Consider the following 15,224-nt stretch of genomic DNA (forward strand, 5'->3'; position numbering starts at 1 on the left):
GTCACACCAGTCGGGACGTATGGGGTGACGGATGAGCAGTCACACCAGTCGGGACGTATGGGGTGACTCGTGAGCCGTCTCACCGACGCCCTCCGCGCCCGCTTCGGCGAGGACATCCTCCGGCGGATGGCGATCGCCGCCGTCCTGACCGTCCTGCTCATGGGCGCGGTCGGCGTCGCCGACCCGTTCTACTCTACCCCCGAGTCCCAGTCGGTCGACACCGACGCGCCGCCCGAGCAGGTCGCGTTCGCGGCGCTGAACGCCACGGGCACCAACGACTACCGGATGGACTGGGTCACGCCCTGCGACCGCGAGAACGTCACGCGCCGCGCCGGGGGGTGTGTGTACATCCGCTACCTCGTGGAGCACACCGCCCGCGAGTACGCGACCGACGCCGGCGAGGGGTACGTCGCGACCGGGCCGGACACCTACGCCGACGAGGTCAGCGCGACGTTCACCGACTTCCCCGACGACGCCGACCGCACCGAATCGCGCGCGCTGATCCTCTGGCGGAGTGCGGACCGCCTCGACCGCGGTGATCTGGCGGCGACGCTCGCGAGCGACGCCGTGGAGACGACCGTCTCGGAGTCGAACGGCACGATCCGGCTCCGGACCGACAACGACACGGTTGCCAGCCGCCTGCTCGGCACGTCGGCGGGGGCGCCTGCCCCGCCCGAGTCGTTCGACGGCAACGTCACCGTCGCCGTCGACGCCGAGTCGGGCTGGCTGCAGTCGATCACGATCCGCACGAACCGGAACGGGGGCGACTGGCAGCGCTACGAGTACGACCGGTGGGGCGAGGTCGACGTCGAGCGCCCGGAGGGGACGAGTCGGCCGCTGCTGGGGTGGGTGTACGACGCAGTGAACGTGGAGTACCGCCCTTAGAGCGCCAGCGCGTACGCCATCGAGGAGCCGAGCATCAGGGCGACCATCGTGATCGCGAGCAGCTGCTTCCAGTCCATACTCGAGCACGCCGGTCCAGGGGCTTAAACTCCCGCGTCGGCGCCGCTCAGTCGTCGGCGCTCGCGGACCCCTCGCCGTCCGCGGGCACCATATGCAGCCCCGAGCGGGATTTCAGCACCGCCACCTCGTCGGCCTCGGCGTCGAAGAAGTCGGGTCGCGGGATGCTCACCGTCTCGAACGTCTCGGGGTCGAGCACCTGCACCGCGTGCTCGTCCTCGACGGCGACGACGGTCGTGTCGACGGCGTCGTCGCGATCGCCGAGTCGGATCGCGTCGGGGGCGTCACCCTCGTCGAACCGGGCTTCGTAGCGCTCGCCGGAGGTGAGTCTGATCCCTTTGAGGTTCCCGCGGACGGAGCTGACGAGCACCGGCCCGTCGCCGTCCTCGGGGTCGATGATCTCGTCCGGCCGGTAGCGCGGGAGGCGGACCGCGAACGTCACACGGTACACCTCGTTGCCGTCGGAGTCCTCGGTCACGAGGGTGGCGTACTCCTCGAAGTCGCCGCCGAACTCCTCCACGAGGCGCTTCGAGAGCGCGCGGCCGAGCTTGTTGGTCGAGAGCTTGATGTCGGCGCCGTCGTCGACGGGTTTGGCCTCGGTGACGAACGCGTCGCGGTCGCCGTCGGCCTCCCGCTCCCGCACCATCTCGTCGGCGATCTCCATGGCGCGCTCGCGCTCCTGCTTGGTGGGTTCGCGCTCCTCGGCGCGGACCTGCACCTCGCCGGCGTAGGCGCCGCCGGAGATGCGGCCACAGCGCTTGCAGGTGCCTCGGGAGACCTTGACGGGGACGACGACCTGCTCCTCGACGGGCGTCCCCCGGACGATCCCGGAGAACGTGCAGTGCATACGGATCGTGTTCTGGTCGACCTGTTCGGGGTCGACGCCCCACTGGACCTGTTCGGCCTTGAGGTGGACGCCGAGCGCTTCGGCGACCTCGTCGACGGCGACGTCAGTGTAGTCTTTCGCGCCGACGTCGACCCAGCGGTTGCCGCGGTGGACCGCACCGCAGCGCGAGCAGACGAGCACTTCGATGCGGTCGGGCGCGTCGACGAGGTCGAACTGCTCGAAGTAGCAGGCGTCACAGAGTGCGGCGTCGCGGTCCCGCGGCTCCCCGGGCAACGGCTCGGGGCGCTCGGGCACGTCGTCGCCGCAGCGAGGGCAGAACTCGCCGGACTTACTCATTACTGGGAAGTGGTCGGTTCGGACTGATAAGCGCCGCGCTACGTGTTGTGAGCTGTGTGGTGATGGATCGGGACTCGACTGGTGAGCGACTCGGTGATCCCGACCGTGGACAGTAACGGTGATTCGGAGATTCCGACCGCGAACAGCAACAGCGTCTCGAAGCATGACCTCTTGTACCGCGACAGCACCGCGATGGTCTTCCCCGCATCCTCCCCACGGGCTCGCCGACCGATGGCGAGCCCTCGCGTCCACCGCACCGCGGTCGCTGTCGGCGCGAAGCGTCGGCGCCTCCGTGCGCCGACCGAGCGCGAGGGACGAGGGAGCGAACGGACGTGAGCGACCGAGTCGGCTGGGGAGGTCTGAGGTCCGTGAGGGGCGGTGCGGTCACAAGTGGTCATACTTCGAGATGCTGTCGCGGTTGCTGTCCCAGTTGTCAACGATCGACCTGCTGTCTCGGTAGTCGAGTACCGAACCCCTGTTACCGTCAAAACCACCACCAACAGCAACTCACCGACCGAATCCGACTACTCCACCGAATTCCGCAGCGTCCCCACTCCCTCGTACCAGATCTCCACCTCGTCGCCCGGCTCGATCGTCCCCGGATTCCCCGGACTCCCGAACGCGATCACGTCCCCCGGCCGGAACGTGAACCGCTCCGAGAGGAACGAAATCAGTTCGTACGGCCCCCACAGCATCAGCTCCGTGTTCGCGTCCTGCCGGCGCTCGCCGCTGATGTCGGTGTGCATCTCCAGACTCCGCGGATCCACGTCGGTCTCGATCCACGGCCCCAGCGGCCCGGAGCCGTCGAACGCCTTCCGCGAGGTGAGCCCCGGCTGGTCCAGCGCGTCGACGTCGTTCATGATGGTGAACCCCTGGACGACGCTCTCCGCCTCCGCCGGGGAGAGATCGTGACAGCGCTGCCCGATCACCGCCGCGAGTTCGCCCGCGTACGTCACCTCCTCGGAGAACGTCGGGTACGGGATCGGCGCCTCGTGACCGATCACCGACGCCGGCGGCTTGATGAAGAAGGTCGGCTGCTCGGGGCGCTCGTACCCCTTCCGTTCCAGGTTCTCGGCGTAGTTCCGCCCGATACAGTACACCGCCGAGGGGTCACACGGCGGCGCGAGCGTCCCGTCCTCGCCCACCACGTACTCGTCGCCGTCGCTTCGCACCACGCCGTCGTCGTACTCGCCGGCGACGACGCCGTCGCCGGTCGAGATCCGTGCGAGTCGCATGGATAGGGCTGTGCCGGCGAGGGCAAATGCGTTCGCTTCGCGGCGACGGCCGGGCGTCGACCCCCGACCTGTTCAGTCCCGAACCAGCGTCGGGCGCGGAACGTTCTCGTCTGCCGCCTCCCGCCACGAGTGCTCTGGCGCCCACCCCAACAGCTCCTCGGCCTTCCCGACGCTGTACGCCGAGCCGTCGCCGTCGACGCCCGACCCAGCGTCCGGAACGTCGCCGTAGTAGCGTTCCAACAGTTCAGCCAGCGGTTCGCCCAGCGCGTTGTCCGCGGCGACGCAGTTGAACGCCTCGTGGCCCCCCTCGGACGCGAACTCGGTCGCCAGCGCCGCCTCGACCATCGACGCCACGTCGCGGGCGTCGACGTAGGACCAGTAGTTCCCCGCGCCGGCGTCGAGGTCCTCGGTATACTCCGGCTCCCGACACGGATACCCCCCGGGCTCCTGAATCCACGAGGGGCGGATCGACACCGCCTGCACGCCGTGGCGGCGCGCGACGCCGGCGGCGACCTCCTCGGCGGCGACTTTCGAGAGCCCGTAGCCGTCCGCCGGCCGTCGCGGGTGTGACTCGGTGATCGGCAGTTCGTCCGGCAGCGGCGTCTCCTCGGCGAAGAAGAAGCCGTACGCGCCGTCGCTGGAGGCTTGGACGATCCGGGCGCCCGCCTCGCCCGCCGCGGTGAGGACGTTGTACGCCGCGACGGCGTTGTTCTCGAACACTTCACCCTCGGGGTGGCGGCCGAGCGCGGGGATCGCACCCCAGTGGACGACAACATCGGGGTCGATGCCCGCGATCAGTTCGCGGACGGCGCCGCGGTCCGTGAGGTCGGCGGCCCGGAAGTCGACGTTTCCGACCGGTTCGGCGCCGAAACCGGGGTGGTCGCGGTCGACGACGACGACTTCGTCCTCCTCGCGCAGGCGGTTGACGACCCAACGCCCCGAGGCGCCGCGGCCACCGGTGACGACGACGGTGTCCATACCCTCGCTGGCGTCGCCGAGGGGAAAGCCTCCCCGGTGGCGGCCGCGCCCTCGGTCGGTGTCGACGCCGACGGGCGGGGAGGGTTTAAACCCCTGAACGCCCATTCGACGGTATGGAGTGGAAAGCGGACTGGGGGCTGCGGGCGCGCATGGCCGTGACCATGCTGCTGCTCGGCCTCCTCTACGTGGTCTTCATCGGCGCCCTCTCGCTGACGGATATCGGCATGACCGGTATCGTCGTCGTGATGGGGCTGTTCATGGTCGGGCAGTTCTTCTTCAGCGACAAACTCGCGCTGCGGAGCATGGGCGCCCACGAGGTCGAACGCGAGGAGTACCCCGAACTCCACGCGACGATCGAGCGCCTCTGCCAGCAGGCCGACCTCCCCAAGCCCAAAGTCGCCGTTTCGGACATGCGGGTGCCCAACGCGTTCGCCGCGGGCCGGTCGAAGAAGAGTGCGACCGTCTGTGTGACCCGGGGGTTGCTGCGCACCCTCGACGACGAGGAGCTGGAGGGCGTGCTGGCCCACGAGCTCGCCCACGTCAAGAACCGCGACGTGATGGTGATGACCATCGCCTCGTTCCTCTCGACGCTGGCGTTCATGGTCGTCCGGTTCGGCTTCCTGTTCGGCGGCGGCGGCCACGACCGTCAGGGCGGCGCGCCAGTCCTCGTCGCGGTCGTGATCTCCTTCGCGGTGTGGCTGCTCTCGTTCCTGCTGATCCGCCTGCTCTCGCGGTACCGCGAGTTCGCGGCCGACCGCGGCGGCGCGGCGATCACGGGCAAACCAGCCGCGCTGGCGTCGGCGCTGATGACGATCGACGGCAGCATGGACCGCGTCCCCCAGGAGGACCTGCGCGAGACCTCGGAGATGAACGCCTTTTTCGTCATCCCGATCCGGTCCGGCTTCGTCGGCAAACTGTTCAGCACCCACCCGAGCACGGAGAACCGCGTCGAGCGCCTGCGCGAGCTCGAACGCGAGATGGAGACGCAGTAGACGAGCAGCGTCCCGATTTCGACCGCCATCTCGGCGAGTTCCGAAGCCTTGAACTGCGGTACTCGCTCGGGATGATACGCGTTTCGCCTCCGAAAGACGTATGTGAAAACACGCTCTCGGCCGATCCGAGATGGGCAGATACGGATCCATCGACTACCCGGCGTTCGTCAAGCGCGGCGTCCTCCTCGGCCTCGCCCTCATGGTTCTGGGCGAGATCGGGGGGTACGCCGCAGAGAACTACGTTTCGGTCCCCGCGTGGGAGGAGACGCTGTTCCTCGTGGCCGCGGGAACCGGGCTGTTGCTGTTCGTGCTCAGCCCGATCCTGTTCGGGATCGTGCTGCCGTTGGCGGAGTAGGTGAGTAGGTCTTTCACTCCCCAACCCGTGGCGCGACTATGCACGTCGTCATCATCGGTGCCTACGGTAGCGCCGGCGTCGCGGTCGCGGACGGACTGGTCGACCACGTCGGCGGGGAGATCGATCGTCTCACGCTCGTCGACGACGGCGAGCCCGGCGGCGGGCTCTGTATCCTCCGGGGCTGTATGCCGTCGAAGGAGGTGCTCTCCGCGGCTGCCCACCGTTACCAGGCCCGCGCGGACCACCGCCTCGACGGCGGCGCCCACGAGATGGATCTCGAATCGATCGTCGACACGAAGGACGATCACGTCCTCGGTTTCGCCGAACACCGCCGGGGGCACGTCCACGACCTCGCCGAGCGCGAGGGCGTCGAGTTCGTCCACGCGACCGCGCGCCTCGACGGCGCCGACCGCGTGGAACTGTACGAGGACGGTCCCGGGAGCGACCCGACCCGCACGCTCGACGCCGACTACGTCGCGGTCAGTACCGGCAGCACGCTGAACGTCCCCGACCTCCCCGGGATCGAGGACGTCGAGTACATGGACTCCGCGGACGTGCTCGACGCGACCGAGCTCCCGGACTCGGGGGTAGTGATGGGCTTTGGCTACGTCGGGCTGGAGATGGTCCCCTACCTGGCGGAGGCGGGCGTCGATCTGACCGTGATCGAGCACGACGAGCGACCGCTCGACGACGCGCCGCCGGCGTTCGGCGACGAACTGCTCGAGATGTACCGCGAGGAGTTCGGCGTCGAGATCCTCACGACCACCGACGAGAAGGCGCTCGAACCGACCGACGACGGGGTTCGGCTCACCTGCGAGACGGACTCAGGAGCGGAACGAGTGATCGATGCGGAGGAACTGTTCCTCTTCACGGGCCGCCGCCCGAACGTCGACGGTCTCGGGCTGGAAACCGCGGGCGTCGACGTCGGCCCCGGGTTCGTCGAGGACACGATGCAGGCCGCGGACGCCGAGACGCTCTTTTTCCCCGGCGACGTGAACGACAAGGAGCCGCTGCTGCATATCGCGAAGGAGCAGGGGCAGCTCGCCGCCGAGAACATCCTCGCACACGGCCGGGACGAGGAACTGGAGGCGTTCGAGTTCACCCCTCACCACGTGATGTTCACCGGCGCCGGCGTCTACCCGTACACCAGAGTGGGCCACACCGCCGAGACCGCCCGTGAGGAACTGGACGATCCGATCGTCACGCGCCGGCAGGCGTCGGACGACGGGGTGTTCAAGACCAAGGACGCGTCACGCGGCCTCGCGGAACTCGTCGTCGCCCGCGACGGCACGGTCGTCGGCTATCAGGGGCTGCATTACCACGCCGATGCCATGGCCAAGACGATGCAAGTGATCGTCGAGATGGGGCTGGATGCCCGGGAGATCCCGGATCGGGCGTTCCACCCGACGACGCCCGAGATCATCGACGGGCTACTGCGCGACGCGGTCGACCGCCTCGACTAGGCGATCCCGTTCTCGACCAGCCACTCCCGCAGCACGGTCGCCGACGCGGTCTCGCCGGTCGCGACGTAGTGGCTCGCACACGCGTTCCCGCAGGCGAGCGCGACCGGCCACTCCCAGTCGGCGCCCAGCCCGACCGCGAGCCCGCCCGCGAAGCGGTCGCCACCCCCGATCTGCCGGCGGTCCTCGACCACGGGGTTGTCCACGCGAACGATCCCCTCCTCGGTCGCGGCTAGCGCCTCTTCCTTCCCGTGTTTCACGACCGCGGCGGCGTCGGTCCCCTCACGGATCGCGATCACGCGGTCCTCGTCGTCGACGGGCGGCGCCGGCGGGTCGGGGAGCGCGGCGGTGATCGCCTTCAGTTCGGTCCGGTTCACCGAGAGCGCGATGTCGACGCTGTCCCCGAGTGCGCGGACTGCTTCCCGGAGTTCGCGGTGAGCTTCGGGATCGCTCCCCAGCACGTCGCCGGGGTCGAACACGAACGGCACGCGCGGGAGCGACGCCTCGCCGAGTTCGTGAAACGCGTCGGCCATCCCCGGGGTCGACACCCAGTTGGCGCAGGCGACCGCATGACCGGGCGACGCCCGGTCGCTAGAGGGACTCCGTCCCTCGCTGTCGGCGCCGAACACGACCGGCAGCGGCGCGGCCTCGCGCAGGTCGGCGAGTTCCCACTCGGGGATGTCGGGCGATGCTTCGACCAGCATCAGGTCCTCGTCCGCGAAGTCGAGCACGTTCACGATCGCCGCTCGGCCCATCGAGACGGTGTCGAACGGCAGGTCCGCGAAGGCGTCACGCCCCGGTTCGGGGTCGTCGAGGTGGCCGTAGCAGGTCGCGTCCGCGCCCAGCGCGTGGGCCTGCTGGGCGGTGTTGACCGCCTGCCCGCCGGGTTCGACGAACTCCGGGTCGAGCCCGAACCCCTTCCGGCCGCCGCGTTCGGTCTCGCGGACGAACGTTTGCCGGCGCTCGATGGGGTCGAGCGCGCCCGCCGAGAGCCGACAGTAGCGGTCGACGCTCCCGTCGGGGAGCGTGCTCACCGTCGGGGCGGGGTCGTCGGCCAGCCGTCGGGCCAGACGCTGGTAGGGCACGGGTCAGCGTTCGCGCCCGGGGTGGAAGGGTGCTACGCTCCGCCGTAGTGCTGGCCGAGCGTCGCGAACACCCACACGAGGACGTGCGCGCCGGCGACGGGGAGGAGGGTGCGCCGACGCAGGTAGACGACCGTGAGCACCGCGGCGACCAGCGCGGTCTGGAGGAGGCTCCCGAGCGGCCAGTTCAGCGCGTGTGCGGCCGTGAACACGAGCCACGTGACGCCGCCGGCGAGCAGCGGACTGTCGGTGGACGCGAGGAGCCGTTCGATTGGGTAGCTCCGGAAGAGGATCTCCTCGACGACGCCGTTGGTCACCGACCGGGCGATCGCCACGCCGATCCCGGCGCCGGCGCCCATCGCGCCGGCACCCGATCGGACGGGCAGCCCCAGCGACTCGATCAGCGGCGGCGTCACGACGTACACAGCCAGAACGACGACGGTGGTCGCGACGAGGTACGCGAAATCGACGAGTTCGGGCCGCCGGAAGCCGATGTCGGCCGGCGATAGCTCCTCGCCGTACAGGGCGACGCCGACGACGACGGCCGCGAACGCGCAGTAGACGCCGATGGTCGCTATCGGGTGGAGGTCGGTGTCGGTCACTCCCAGGAGGACGACGAACAGCGGGAGTCCGAGCAGGGCGAGCGCGACGTTTCCGAGGGTGAGGGGTGGGAGGGTGGGGACCGGATGCTCTGCCATACGGGTTCCCGATTCCTCGGCTGTGTTCAGTGTTCTCGTAGAATTCGGACAGGTACGGAACTAATCAAACAGCTGATCGATCCTGCAGGTGACCGTTCGATCGGTCGGCGGCGAAAAGGACGCGGGCGGTTACCGGACGAGCAGCTCCTCGCCGCGCTCGACGACGATGCGGCAGGGCGGCGACATCTTGTTGTAGGCGCGGCGGAACGCCTCCTTCACGGCGTCGGCCTGTTCGACGTCGCAGTAGGCCGTGAAGACGCTATCGCCCTTGTCGACGCGGGCGGCGGTGCCGACCGGCTTCCCGAACGCCTGCCGCATCCCGTCGGAGACACGGTCGGCGCCGGCGCCGGTCGCCTGCTTGTTCTCCCGGAGCACCTCGTGGGGGAACTTGCGGAGCACCATCTTGTAGTTGCCCTCGCCGAGCTCCTTGATCAGGTGACGGTTGGCAGAGAGCCGCGCGGACTCGAGCGAGCCGTGGCGGATCTGCAGCGTCTCCTCGGGGCGCAGGGAGATCTTGACGGGGTAGTCGTCGGGATCTGCCTGCAGGTCGCCCATGTTGTGCTGGGCGATCTTCGATCCGGGGATACCGGTGATGTACTCGCGCCGGGTGTACGACGGCTTGTCGATCTCCCGGTACATGGAGGCGGGCTTGTCAGACATAGCTACTTGGCTGTTTTGACGCCCAGGCAGCGATTAAAGCCTTCGATGCACGCCCGCCCCGTCAGCCGTCTTCACGCTCGACCGGCGTGGAGGCCCCCCCGACCGTGCCGTCCTCCGACGGTCTCGCTTCGTCCGGCGGCTCGACGGCGACGTGTGCGAGCCCCTTCTCGGCCAGCAGCTCCCGGGCTCGGTCGGTCACCGACGGGGCGACGAGAATCCCGCGAACCTCGACATCGTCGGGGAGTTCACGGGAGAGTGCCTCGACGTAGCGGCCTAACTGCCCCGCCGCATCCGGGCCGACGCGGCGTCGCTTGAGTTCGACGATCACGGGCCGCCCCTCGTCGTCGTGGCCGAACACGTCGACGGGGCCGGCCGCGGTCTCGCGTTCGGTGGCTTCGGGTTCGAACCCCGGCTCCACGAGGTCGGGGTCGTCGAGGATCCGCTGTCGGAGGTCCTCCTCGCTGCCGTACACGTCGACGCTCCGGCCGCCGGTGACCGGGAGGGCGGACACCTGCTCGACGCGCTCGAACCGCACGTCGAGCGTCTCGTCGGGGTTCTCGCGCTCGCTGCGCACGCGCAGGCGGCCGTCGCGGACCGCGACGTGGTGTTCGGAGCCCGGCGGCTGCCAGTTCACTGGCGTGCGCTGCTCGTCGGTGTGGACCAGCGCCGTCCCGTCGGGTTTGAGAATCAGCAGGCGGTCGCCCGGCCCCAGCGAGGAGGCCGCGCGGCCGTCGTACTCGACGGTACAGCGGCCGAACACGGTGACCAGCTCCCCCCGGTCGAACGCGACCGACAGCGCCTCCAGCGCGTCGCGGTGGGCGGGCCGGTGGAGAGTGGTCGCGCTCACACCACTCGTTGGTCGCGGACGGACAAATGGCCGACGGTCGGCGAGGCGGTCCGCGCGAAACGCCGCCGCAGCCGCCGAACGGAAGCCGTAGCACATACAGTCCCCCCGGAGGTAGAGGGAGGTATGGTCGACCCCATATTCACCTACGTCGGCGGTATCGGCTTCCTCGTCCTGATCATCGGGTCCATGCTGTACCTGATGTACAACTACGAGGGCGTCGACGAGGAGGACACCCCCAGCGAGAGCGTCGTCCGCGGCGCCGGCCCCGTCGCGGCCGAGAACGAGGCGAACGAGCCGGTCGACGGCGCCGCCGCCGACGCGATGGACGCCGTGGAAGCGGCCGAGAGCGACGAGGCGGCTGCGGAGGAGGACGAAGCGGCCGAGGCGGAGGAAGGCGACGAGGAAGCTGAGGGGACCGTGGAGGAAGGCGACGAGGCAGCCCCGGCGGACGACGAGGAATCGGCTGCGGAGGAGGACGAAGCGGCCGAGGACGGTGAAGAAGAAGCTGCGGCGACCGAGGAGGAAGACGAGGAGACGGACGCAGAAGCCGAAGAAGCCGACGAGGGAGCGGAAGTCGACGAGACGGACGCGAACGACGCCGAAGCCGACGAGGAGAACTGAGCTACCCGTCGAGGAACGCGTCGACGCGCTCCCGGCGCTCCGAACTCTCGAACTGTTCCCACCACAGCGACGCCTCGCGGGCCCGCGCTGCCGCGGGGTCAGGCGCCGCGACGGCGGCGTTGATCGCCCGCTTCGCCCGTTCTCTGGCTTCGTCACCCACTTCGCTCATCGACGCTACGAGTTCGGCGACCCGCTCGTCCAGCGACTCCGCGGGGACGACGCCGTTCAGCAGGCCGGCCTCCCGGGCGCGGGCCGCGTCGATCCGCTCGGCGGTGAACACCAGCTCCTTCGCGGTCGATTCGCCGACGGCGTCGACCAGTCGCCGGGTCGCGCCGCCGGTGGGCAGCAGGCCGACCGCGGCGGTGGGCAGGCCGAACGTCGAGCGCTCGCTGGCGATCCGGAGATCGCAGTAGAGCGCGAGCACGAGGCCGCCGCCGACGCAGAACCCGTCGATCTTCGCGATCACGGGCGCGTGACAGTCGTGCGGGGCGCGGAAGATCTCGTGGAACCGCTCCTGTCGCTCGCGCTGTGTGGGGTCGTGCTCCTCGGTCGGGCCGGCGTACTCCGCGAGGTCGGCGCCGGCGGAGAACGCCGCCTCGCCGGCGCCCTCGATCACCACCGCGTCGACCGAGCGGTCGCTCCCGATCTCGGCGAACGCCCGGTCGATGTCGTGCATCGCGGCGGTGTTCAGCGCGTTGTGCGTCCCGGGGCGGTCGATCGTGAGCGTGGCGAGACCGTCCTCGACGGTGACGTCGAGGTGGCGGTAGGGGCCGTACTCGGGCATGCCCGGCGGTGGTCGTGGCGCCGGCAAAGAGCTACCGGGGTGAGATCAGTCGCCGCTCCCGTCCGGTCGCGTGTACAGCCACGCCCAGCCCACCAGCACGGCCTGGAACGGGAGCCGGAGCCACGCCGCGACGCGGGCAGCGTCGGCGAACCGGTCGGGCACCAGCTCCGGCGCCACGTCGTCGGTCACGGTGTACACGTTCGCCGGGAACACCGCGATCAGCAGGGCGACGATCCCCCACGCCGAGCGCCGGCGCGTTCGCTCGAACAGTACGCCGATGCCGAGGACGATCTCGGCGACGCCGGAGAGATACACCAATGCTTTCGGCCGCGGGAGCTGTGGCGGGACCACCCGTGCGAACGCCCGCGGCGCGAGGAAGTGGCTCACGCCCGCGACGGCGTACAACAGCCCCATCACGTACCGGAGTGGCCGCCCCTCGCGGTCGGAGGGGGCGTCGGGGTCGCTCATCGAGCAGAGGTGGGTCGCCAGCGCGAAGAACGTTCCCCCGCGGACGGCAAGACCCCGTCGAGGTGTCGGCATCCGGCGTGTCGACTACCGGTACAACGTCCTTCGCACCAGCCGTGGAACGAACTCTGGACGCCTGATCGGGAGCGCTAGCCATCGGGCAGGGGCTACGACTCGTCGGCCTGGGCCGCAAGCGCATCCGGGGCCGCACGCAGCAACGTCTGGAGGTGGTCGGCGTCGTCGAGGGCGTGGAACTCGGCCGACGGGATCCGTTCGTACAGTCGACGCGCGCTCGCAATCGGGACGTTGGTGTCGTTCCCGCCGTGCCGGAAGCGAACGTCGGCGTCGAGCGCGTCGAACGGAACGCCCCACGCCGCCGCGGTGTTGCGGAACTCGGTGACGGTGCCCGATCTCGATTCGGCGAACGCTTCGAGGAACTCCTCTTTCACTACCGTCCCTGCTCGCTCCGGGATGGACTCGGGGTCGTCGGTGTACTGCGTGAGCACGAACGAGGGGTCGAGCCGTTCGGCGAGCCACGCCTGCCCACGGAACAGGCCGCCGAGCAGCGTCGGCGTCGCGCTCGCCAGTGCCGAGAGCACGCGCTGTGGTGTCGGCGTCTTCTCCCGGGTGCTCGGCGGCGTCACGCCGGCGACGACGTCGACAGCCCCGACGCGGTCGGGATGCGTCGCCGCGAGGGCGAGGGCGTGAGCGCCGCCGCCGGAGAACCCGATCACGCCCGCCGTCTCGACGCCGGCGTCGTCGAGAAGGTCGGTGAGGTACGTCCCGGCGTCGGCGATCGAGCGCTCGGGCCACGGGTCCGAGCGGCCGTACCCCGGACGGTCGGGCGCGATCAGTCTGACACCTAGATCGCGGGCGTCGGCGTGGAACAGTTCGCCGAGCTGACGCGATCCGGGCGTCCCGTGGAGGAAGAGCACCGGAACGCCGTCTGGGTCGCCGTACTCGGTGAAGGCGACCTGTCGGTCCTCAACTGTGCTGAACGTCGACCACTGCGTGGTGGAGGGTGTCGTCATGCGGAACCCGCTGCGACTACGCGGTCGTGCGGTCACCGTGAACAGTGTTTCAGTGACCTGAAAGAAGTAGCGGTTCGCGGATCCGGGACGGTCTCGGCGAGGGGAGCCACAGTCGCGTTCGCCCGGAACACCTTTCTTGGCTTGACGTTCTCACAGCCGGCGGAGACGGTTGCTGTTCCCTGTAGCCGGCCGTCCAACCGTGCCCCGACTGTCGCCTCGGGGCTCCCCGGGTGTTTCACGTCGAGAAACCGCCCCGGGCCGTTTATTCCCTCTCGGGTGGCCCCTTCGGACGGACCATGACTGCTTGGACTCCCTGCGACGGCGACTCCCCCTCCAGACGGACGGTTCTCGCGGCGGGCGGGACGGCGATACTGACGGCGACGGCCGGCTGTACGGCCGCGGTGGATTTCCTCGGCAACCAACTGCTGGGTCAGGTCAACGTGTTCAACGAGACCGACCGGCAGCTCGGCGGTTCGATCGTCGTCGTTGGGCCGTCGGACGAGACGGTTCTCGACACGACGTTCGACCTCGCACACGCCGACTCGGAGGACAACGACTCGACCGCGGTGTACGACGACGTGTGGGGCGACGCAGGTGCGTACGAGGCGACGATCGAACTCGACGACGCGGAGATCGAGGGCGAGTCGGAAGCGAGCGAAACGGTGACGATCGACGACCCCGAGGAGCAGATGCTCGCAGTCGCGCTCGGCTCCACGGAGGTCGACGAATCGATCGGGTTCCGCGTCGGTACGAGCCTCTCCGAGTTCGCGGCCGGGAACTCGACGAGTTCGTAGGGGCTCCGCGATTCTGAACTCCGGAAGACAGTCGACCGTCGCTGTCGAACTTGATTCGTGTCGAAAACGGGATGCCACCTCCCCGATTTTGAACTCCGGAAGACGGTCGCGCTCACTGCGTTCGCGTGCTGTGACTTCCGTGCTCAAATCGGGTCGGGAGCATTTTCACTGCTCACAGCTCGGTCGCTCCGCTCCCTCGTTGGTTCGCAGGAAAATGCCGCCTCCCCGATTTGAACCACCGGAAGACTTCGCTCCGCTCGTCTTCCGAGCCCCCGCTCGCTTCGCTCGCGGGGAGGGGGACAGCTCGATCTTCAGTCGAAACTCTCGAATGCGATTCGTGTGAAAAAGCTATGCCGCCTCCCCGATTTGAACGGGGGACAGCTCGATCTTCAGTCGAGTGCTCTCCCAGTCTGAGCTAAGGCGGCGCAGACGAACGAACGCCCGATCCAGCATTAAGGATTTCGAAAAACCGCGACCCGGCGACGATCAGCTCACGTTGCGCTGGTCGCTGAACACGTACGTCGTCTCGTCGGTTCGGACGTACGTCTTGACCCTGATCTGCCCGTCGTTCTGGCGGACTTTGAACGCCTCGCCGTAGCTGAGCTTGACGCGCTTGGTGTCGGTGTAGGACTCGCCGGACGCGAGTGCGCCGGCCTCGGAGGTCCCCTCCCAGATCAGGTCGCCGTCGGTGTAGATCTCGGAGTGCACCTCGACGCCCTCGGCCGTCTGGTCCTGCTGATTCGTGATGGTGGCGTTCACGTCCCGACAGGTCTGACCGCATTTGGTGATCTCCTGGATCACGAAGGTGAACGGCTGCTGGGACTCCGTGGCGCCCCCGTCACCGCCGCCGTCGCCCGAGCCACCCCCTCCGACGACGACGGTGTCCTCGTACGGCGTCGACGGCCCCGCACTCCCCTCGTCGCCGCCGGGGAACGGGCCGATCCCGGTGATCAGCGCGCCGGCGATCCCTCCCAGTGCGACCACGGCGACGACTGCCGCGATCGCGATGTGTTTCCGATCCATGTGTATCGCGTCGAACTGGCCTCACTGGGCGGTCATCCCCGCCGCCAATAGGTCTG

Annotated in this window: 18 protein-coding genes and 1 tRNA gene; 7 read left to right on the forward strand and 12 right to left on the reverse strand. The window is 69.1% G+C overall.

Annotated elements, in window-relative coordinates; all coding sequences use genetic code 11:
- Window positions 1-69 precede the first annotated feature (69 nt).
- Complete coding sequence (locus B4589_RS12295; RefSeq protein WP_079234543.1) at window positions 70-885, forward strand: hypothetical protein; 816 nt, start codon at window positions 70-72, stop codon at window positions 883-885.
- Between the two features lie 124 nt (window positions 886-1,009).
- Here the strand turns inward: B4589_RS12295 and B4589_RS12300 are convergent, their stop codons facing one another.
- Window positions 1,010-2,143, reverse strand: a complete 1,134-nt coding sequence (locus tag B4589_RS12300; RefSeq protein WP_079234544.1) for a 60S ribosomal export protein NMD3 — start codon at window positions 2,141-2,143, stop codon at window positions 1,010-1,012.
- 81 nt (window positions 2,144-2,224) lie between these two features.
- Between B4589_RS12300 and B4589_RS12305 the strand changes: the two genes are divergently transcribed.
- Window positions 2,225-2,479, forward strand: coding sequence for a hypothetical protein (locus B4589_RS12305; RefSeq protein WP_143414340.1), 255 nt, complete (start codon window positions 2,225-2,227; stop codon window positions 2,477-2,479).
- 188 nt (window positions 2,480-2,667) lie between these two features.
- Here B4589_RS12305 and B4589_RS12310 read toward each other — a convergent pair whose 3' ends face one another.
- Together B4589_RS12310 and B4589_RS12315 are read right to left on the reverse strand one after the other, a co-directional pair.
- Complete coding sequence (locus B4589_RS12310) at window positions 2,668-3,378, reverse strand: fumarylacetoacetate hydrolase family protein (RefSeq protein WP_079234545.1); 711 nt, start codon at window positions 3,376-3,378, stop codon at window positions 2,668-2,670.
- A gap of 72 nt (window positions 3,379-3,450) precedes the next feature.
- Window positions 3,451-4,356, reverse strand: coding sequence for an NAD(P)-dependent oxidoreductase (locus tag B4589_RS12315; RefSeq protein WP_079234546.1), 906 nt, complete (start codon window positions 4,354-4,356; stop codon window positions 3,451-3,453).
- Between the two features lie 113 nt (window positions 4,357-4,469).
- On the opposite strand from B4589_RS12315, the gene htpX reads away from it, so the two are divergent.
- The 3 genes from htpX to B4589_RS12330 all read left to right on the forward strand — a co-directional run bounded on the left by htpX (window position 4,470) and on the right by B4589_RS12330 (window position 7,166).
- Entirely contained in the window at window positions 4,470-5,348 is an 879-nt protein-coding gene (gene htpX, locus B4589_RS12320; RefSeq protein ID WP_079234547.1) for a zinc metalloprotease HtpX, read from the forward strand.
- 130 nt (window positions 5,349-5,478) lie between these two features.
- Window positions 5,479-5,703 (forward strand): hypothetical protein, encoded by a 225-nt coding sequence (locus B4589_RS12325; RefSeq protein ID WP_079234548.1) that lies wholly within the window; start codon window positions 5,479-5,481, stop codon window positions 5,701-5,703.
- A gap of 38 nt (window positions 5,704-5,741) precedes the next feature.
- Entirely contained in the window at window positions 5,742-7,166 is a 1,425-nt protein-coding gene (locus B4589_RS12330; RefSeq protein ID WP_079234549.1) for an NAD(P)/FAD-dependent oxidoreductase, read from the forward strand.
- Here B4589_RS12330 and B4589_RS12335 read toward each other — a convergent pair.
- The 4 genes from B4589_RS12335 to nucS all read right to left on the reverse strand — a co-directional run bounded on the left by B4589_RS12335 (window position 7,163) and on the right by nucS (window position 10,450).
- The gene (locus B4589_RS12335) at window positions 7,163-8,248 is read right to left on the reverse strand and encodes a carbohydrate kinase family protein (protein WP_079234550.1); all 1,086 of its coding nucleotides are present in this window, start codon (window positions 8,246-8,248) and stop codon (window positions 7,163-7,165) included. The genes B4589_RS12330 and B4589_RS12335 overlap by 4 nt on opposite strands.
- Window positions 8,249-8,280: 32 nt before the next feature.
- Complete coding sequence (locus tag B4589_RS12340) at window positions 8,281-8,943, reverse strand: CPBP family intramembrane glutamic endopeptidase (RefSeq protein WP_079234551.1); 663 nt, start codon at window positions 8,941-8,943, stop codon at window positions 8,281-8,283.
- Window positions 8,944-9,072: 129 nt separating this feature from the next.
- Window positions 9,073-9,603 carry a 50S ribosomal protein L16 gene (locus tag B4589_RS12345; protein ID WP_079234552.1) on the reverse strand — a complete coding sequence of 177 codons (531 nt, stop codon included), beginning with the start codon at window positions 9,601-9,603 and terminating at the stop codon, window positions 9,073-9,075.
- Window positions 9,604-9,664: 61 nt separating this feature from the next.
- Entirely contained in the window at window positions 9,665-10,450 is a 786-nt protein-coding gene (gene nucS, locus B4589_RS12350; protein ID WP_079234553.1) for an endonuclease NucS, read from the reverse strand.
- 123 nt (window positions 10,451-10,573) lie between these two features.
- Here nucS and B4589_RS12355 point away from each other — a divergent pair, with 123 nt between their 5' ends.
- Window positions 10,574-11,071, forward strand: a complete 498-nt coding sequence (locus B4589_RS12355) for a hypothetical protein (protein WP_079234554.1) — start codon at window positions 10,574-10,576, stop codon at window positions 11,069-11,071.
- A 1-nt stretch (window position 11,072) separates the two neighbouring features.
- Here B4589_RS12355 and B4589_RS12360 read toward each other — a convergent pair whose 3' ends face one another.
- The 3 genes from B4589_RS12360 to B4589_RS12370 all read right to left on the reverse strand — a co-directional run bounded on the left by B4589_RS12360 (window position 11,073) and on the right by B4589_RS12370 (window position 13,351).
- Window positions 11,073-11,855 carry an enoyl-CoA hydratase/isomerase family protein gene (locus B4589_RS12360; RefSeq protein ID WP_079234555.1) on the reverse strand — a complete coding sequence of 261 codons (783 nt, stop codon included), beginning with the start codon at window positions 11,853-11,855 and terminating at the stop codon, window positions 11,073-11,075.
- Between the two features lie 45 nt (window positions 11,856-11,900).
- Window positions 11,901-12,323: a MauE/DoxX family redox-associated membrane protein gene (locus B4589_RS12365; RefSeq protein WP_079234556.1), complete on the reverse strand. Its 423-nt coding sequence runs from the start codon at window positions 12,321-12,323 to the stop codon at window positions 11,901-11,903.
- Window positions 12,324-12,487: 164 nt separating this feature from the next.
- The gene (locus tag B4589_RS12370) at window positions 12,488-13,351 is read right to left on the reverse strand and encodes an alpha/beta fold hydrolase (RefSeq protein WP_079234557.1); all 864 of its coding nucleotides are present in this window, start codon (window positions 13,349-13,351) and stop codon (window positions 12,488-12,490) included.
- A 296-nt stretch (window positions 13,352-13,647) separates the two neighbouring features.
- Between B4589_RS12370 and B4589_RS12375 the strand changes: the two genes are divergently transcribed.
- Complete coding sequence (locus tag B4589_RS12375; RefSeq protein ID WP_079234558.1) at window positions 13,648-14,145, forward strand: hypothetical protein; 498 nt, start codon at window positions 13,648-13,650, stop codon at window positions 14,143-14,145.
- 351 nt (window positions 14,146-14,496) lie between these two features.
- Here the strand turns inward: B4589_RS12375 and B4589_RS12380 are convergent.
- Window positions 14,497-14,570 (reverse strand) — tRNA-Phe (locus B4589_RS12380).
- Between the two features lie 61 nt (window positions 14,571-14,631).
- Window positions 14,632-15,168 carry a hypothetical protein gene (locus B4589_RS12385; protein ID WP_143414342.1) on the reverse strand — a complete coding sequence of 179 codons (537 nt, stop codon included), beginning with the start codon at window positions 15,166-15,168 and terminating at the stop codon, window positions 14,632-14,634.
- Between the last annotated feature and the right edge of the window lie 56 nt (window positions 15,169-15,224).

This window comes from Halolamina sp. CBA1230, assembly GCF_002025255.2.
Lineage (GTDB): Archaea > Halobacteriota > Halobacteria > Halobacteriales > Haloferacaceae > Halolamina.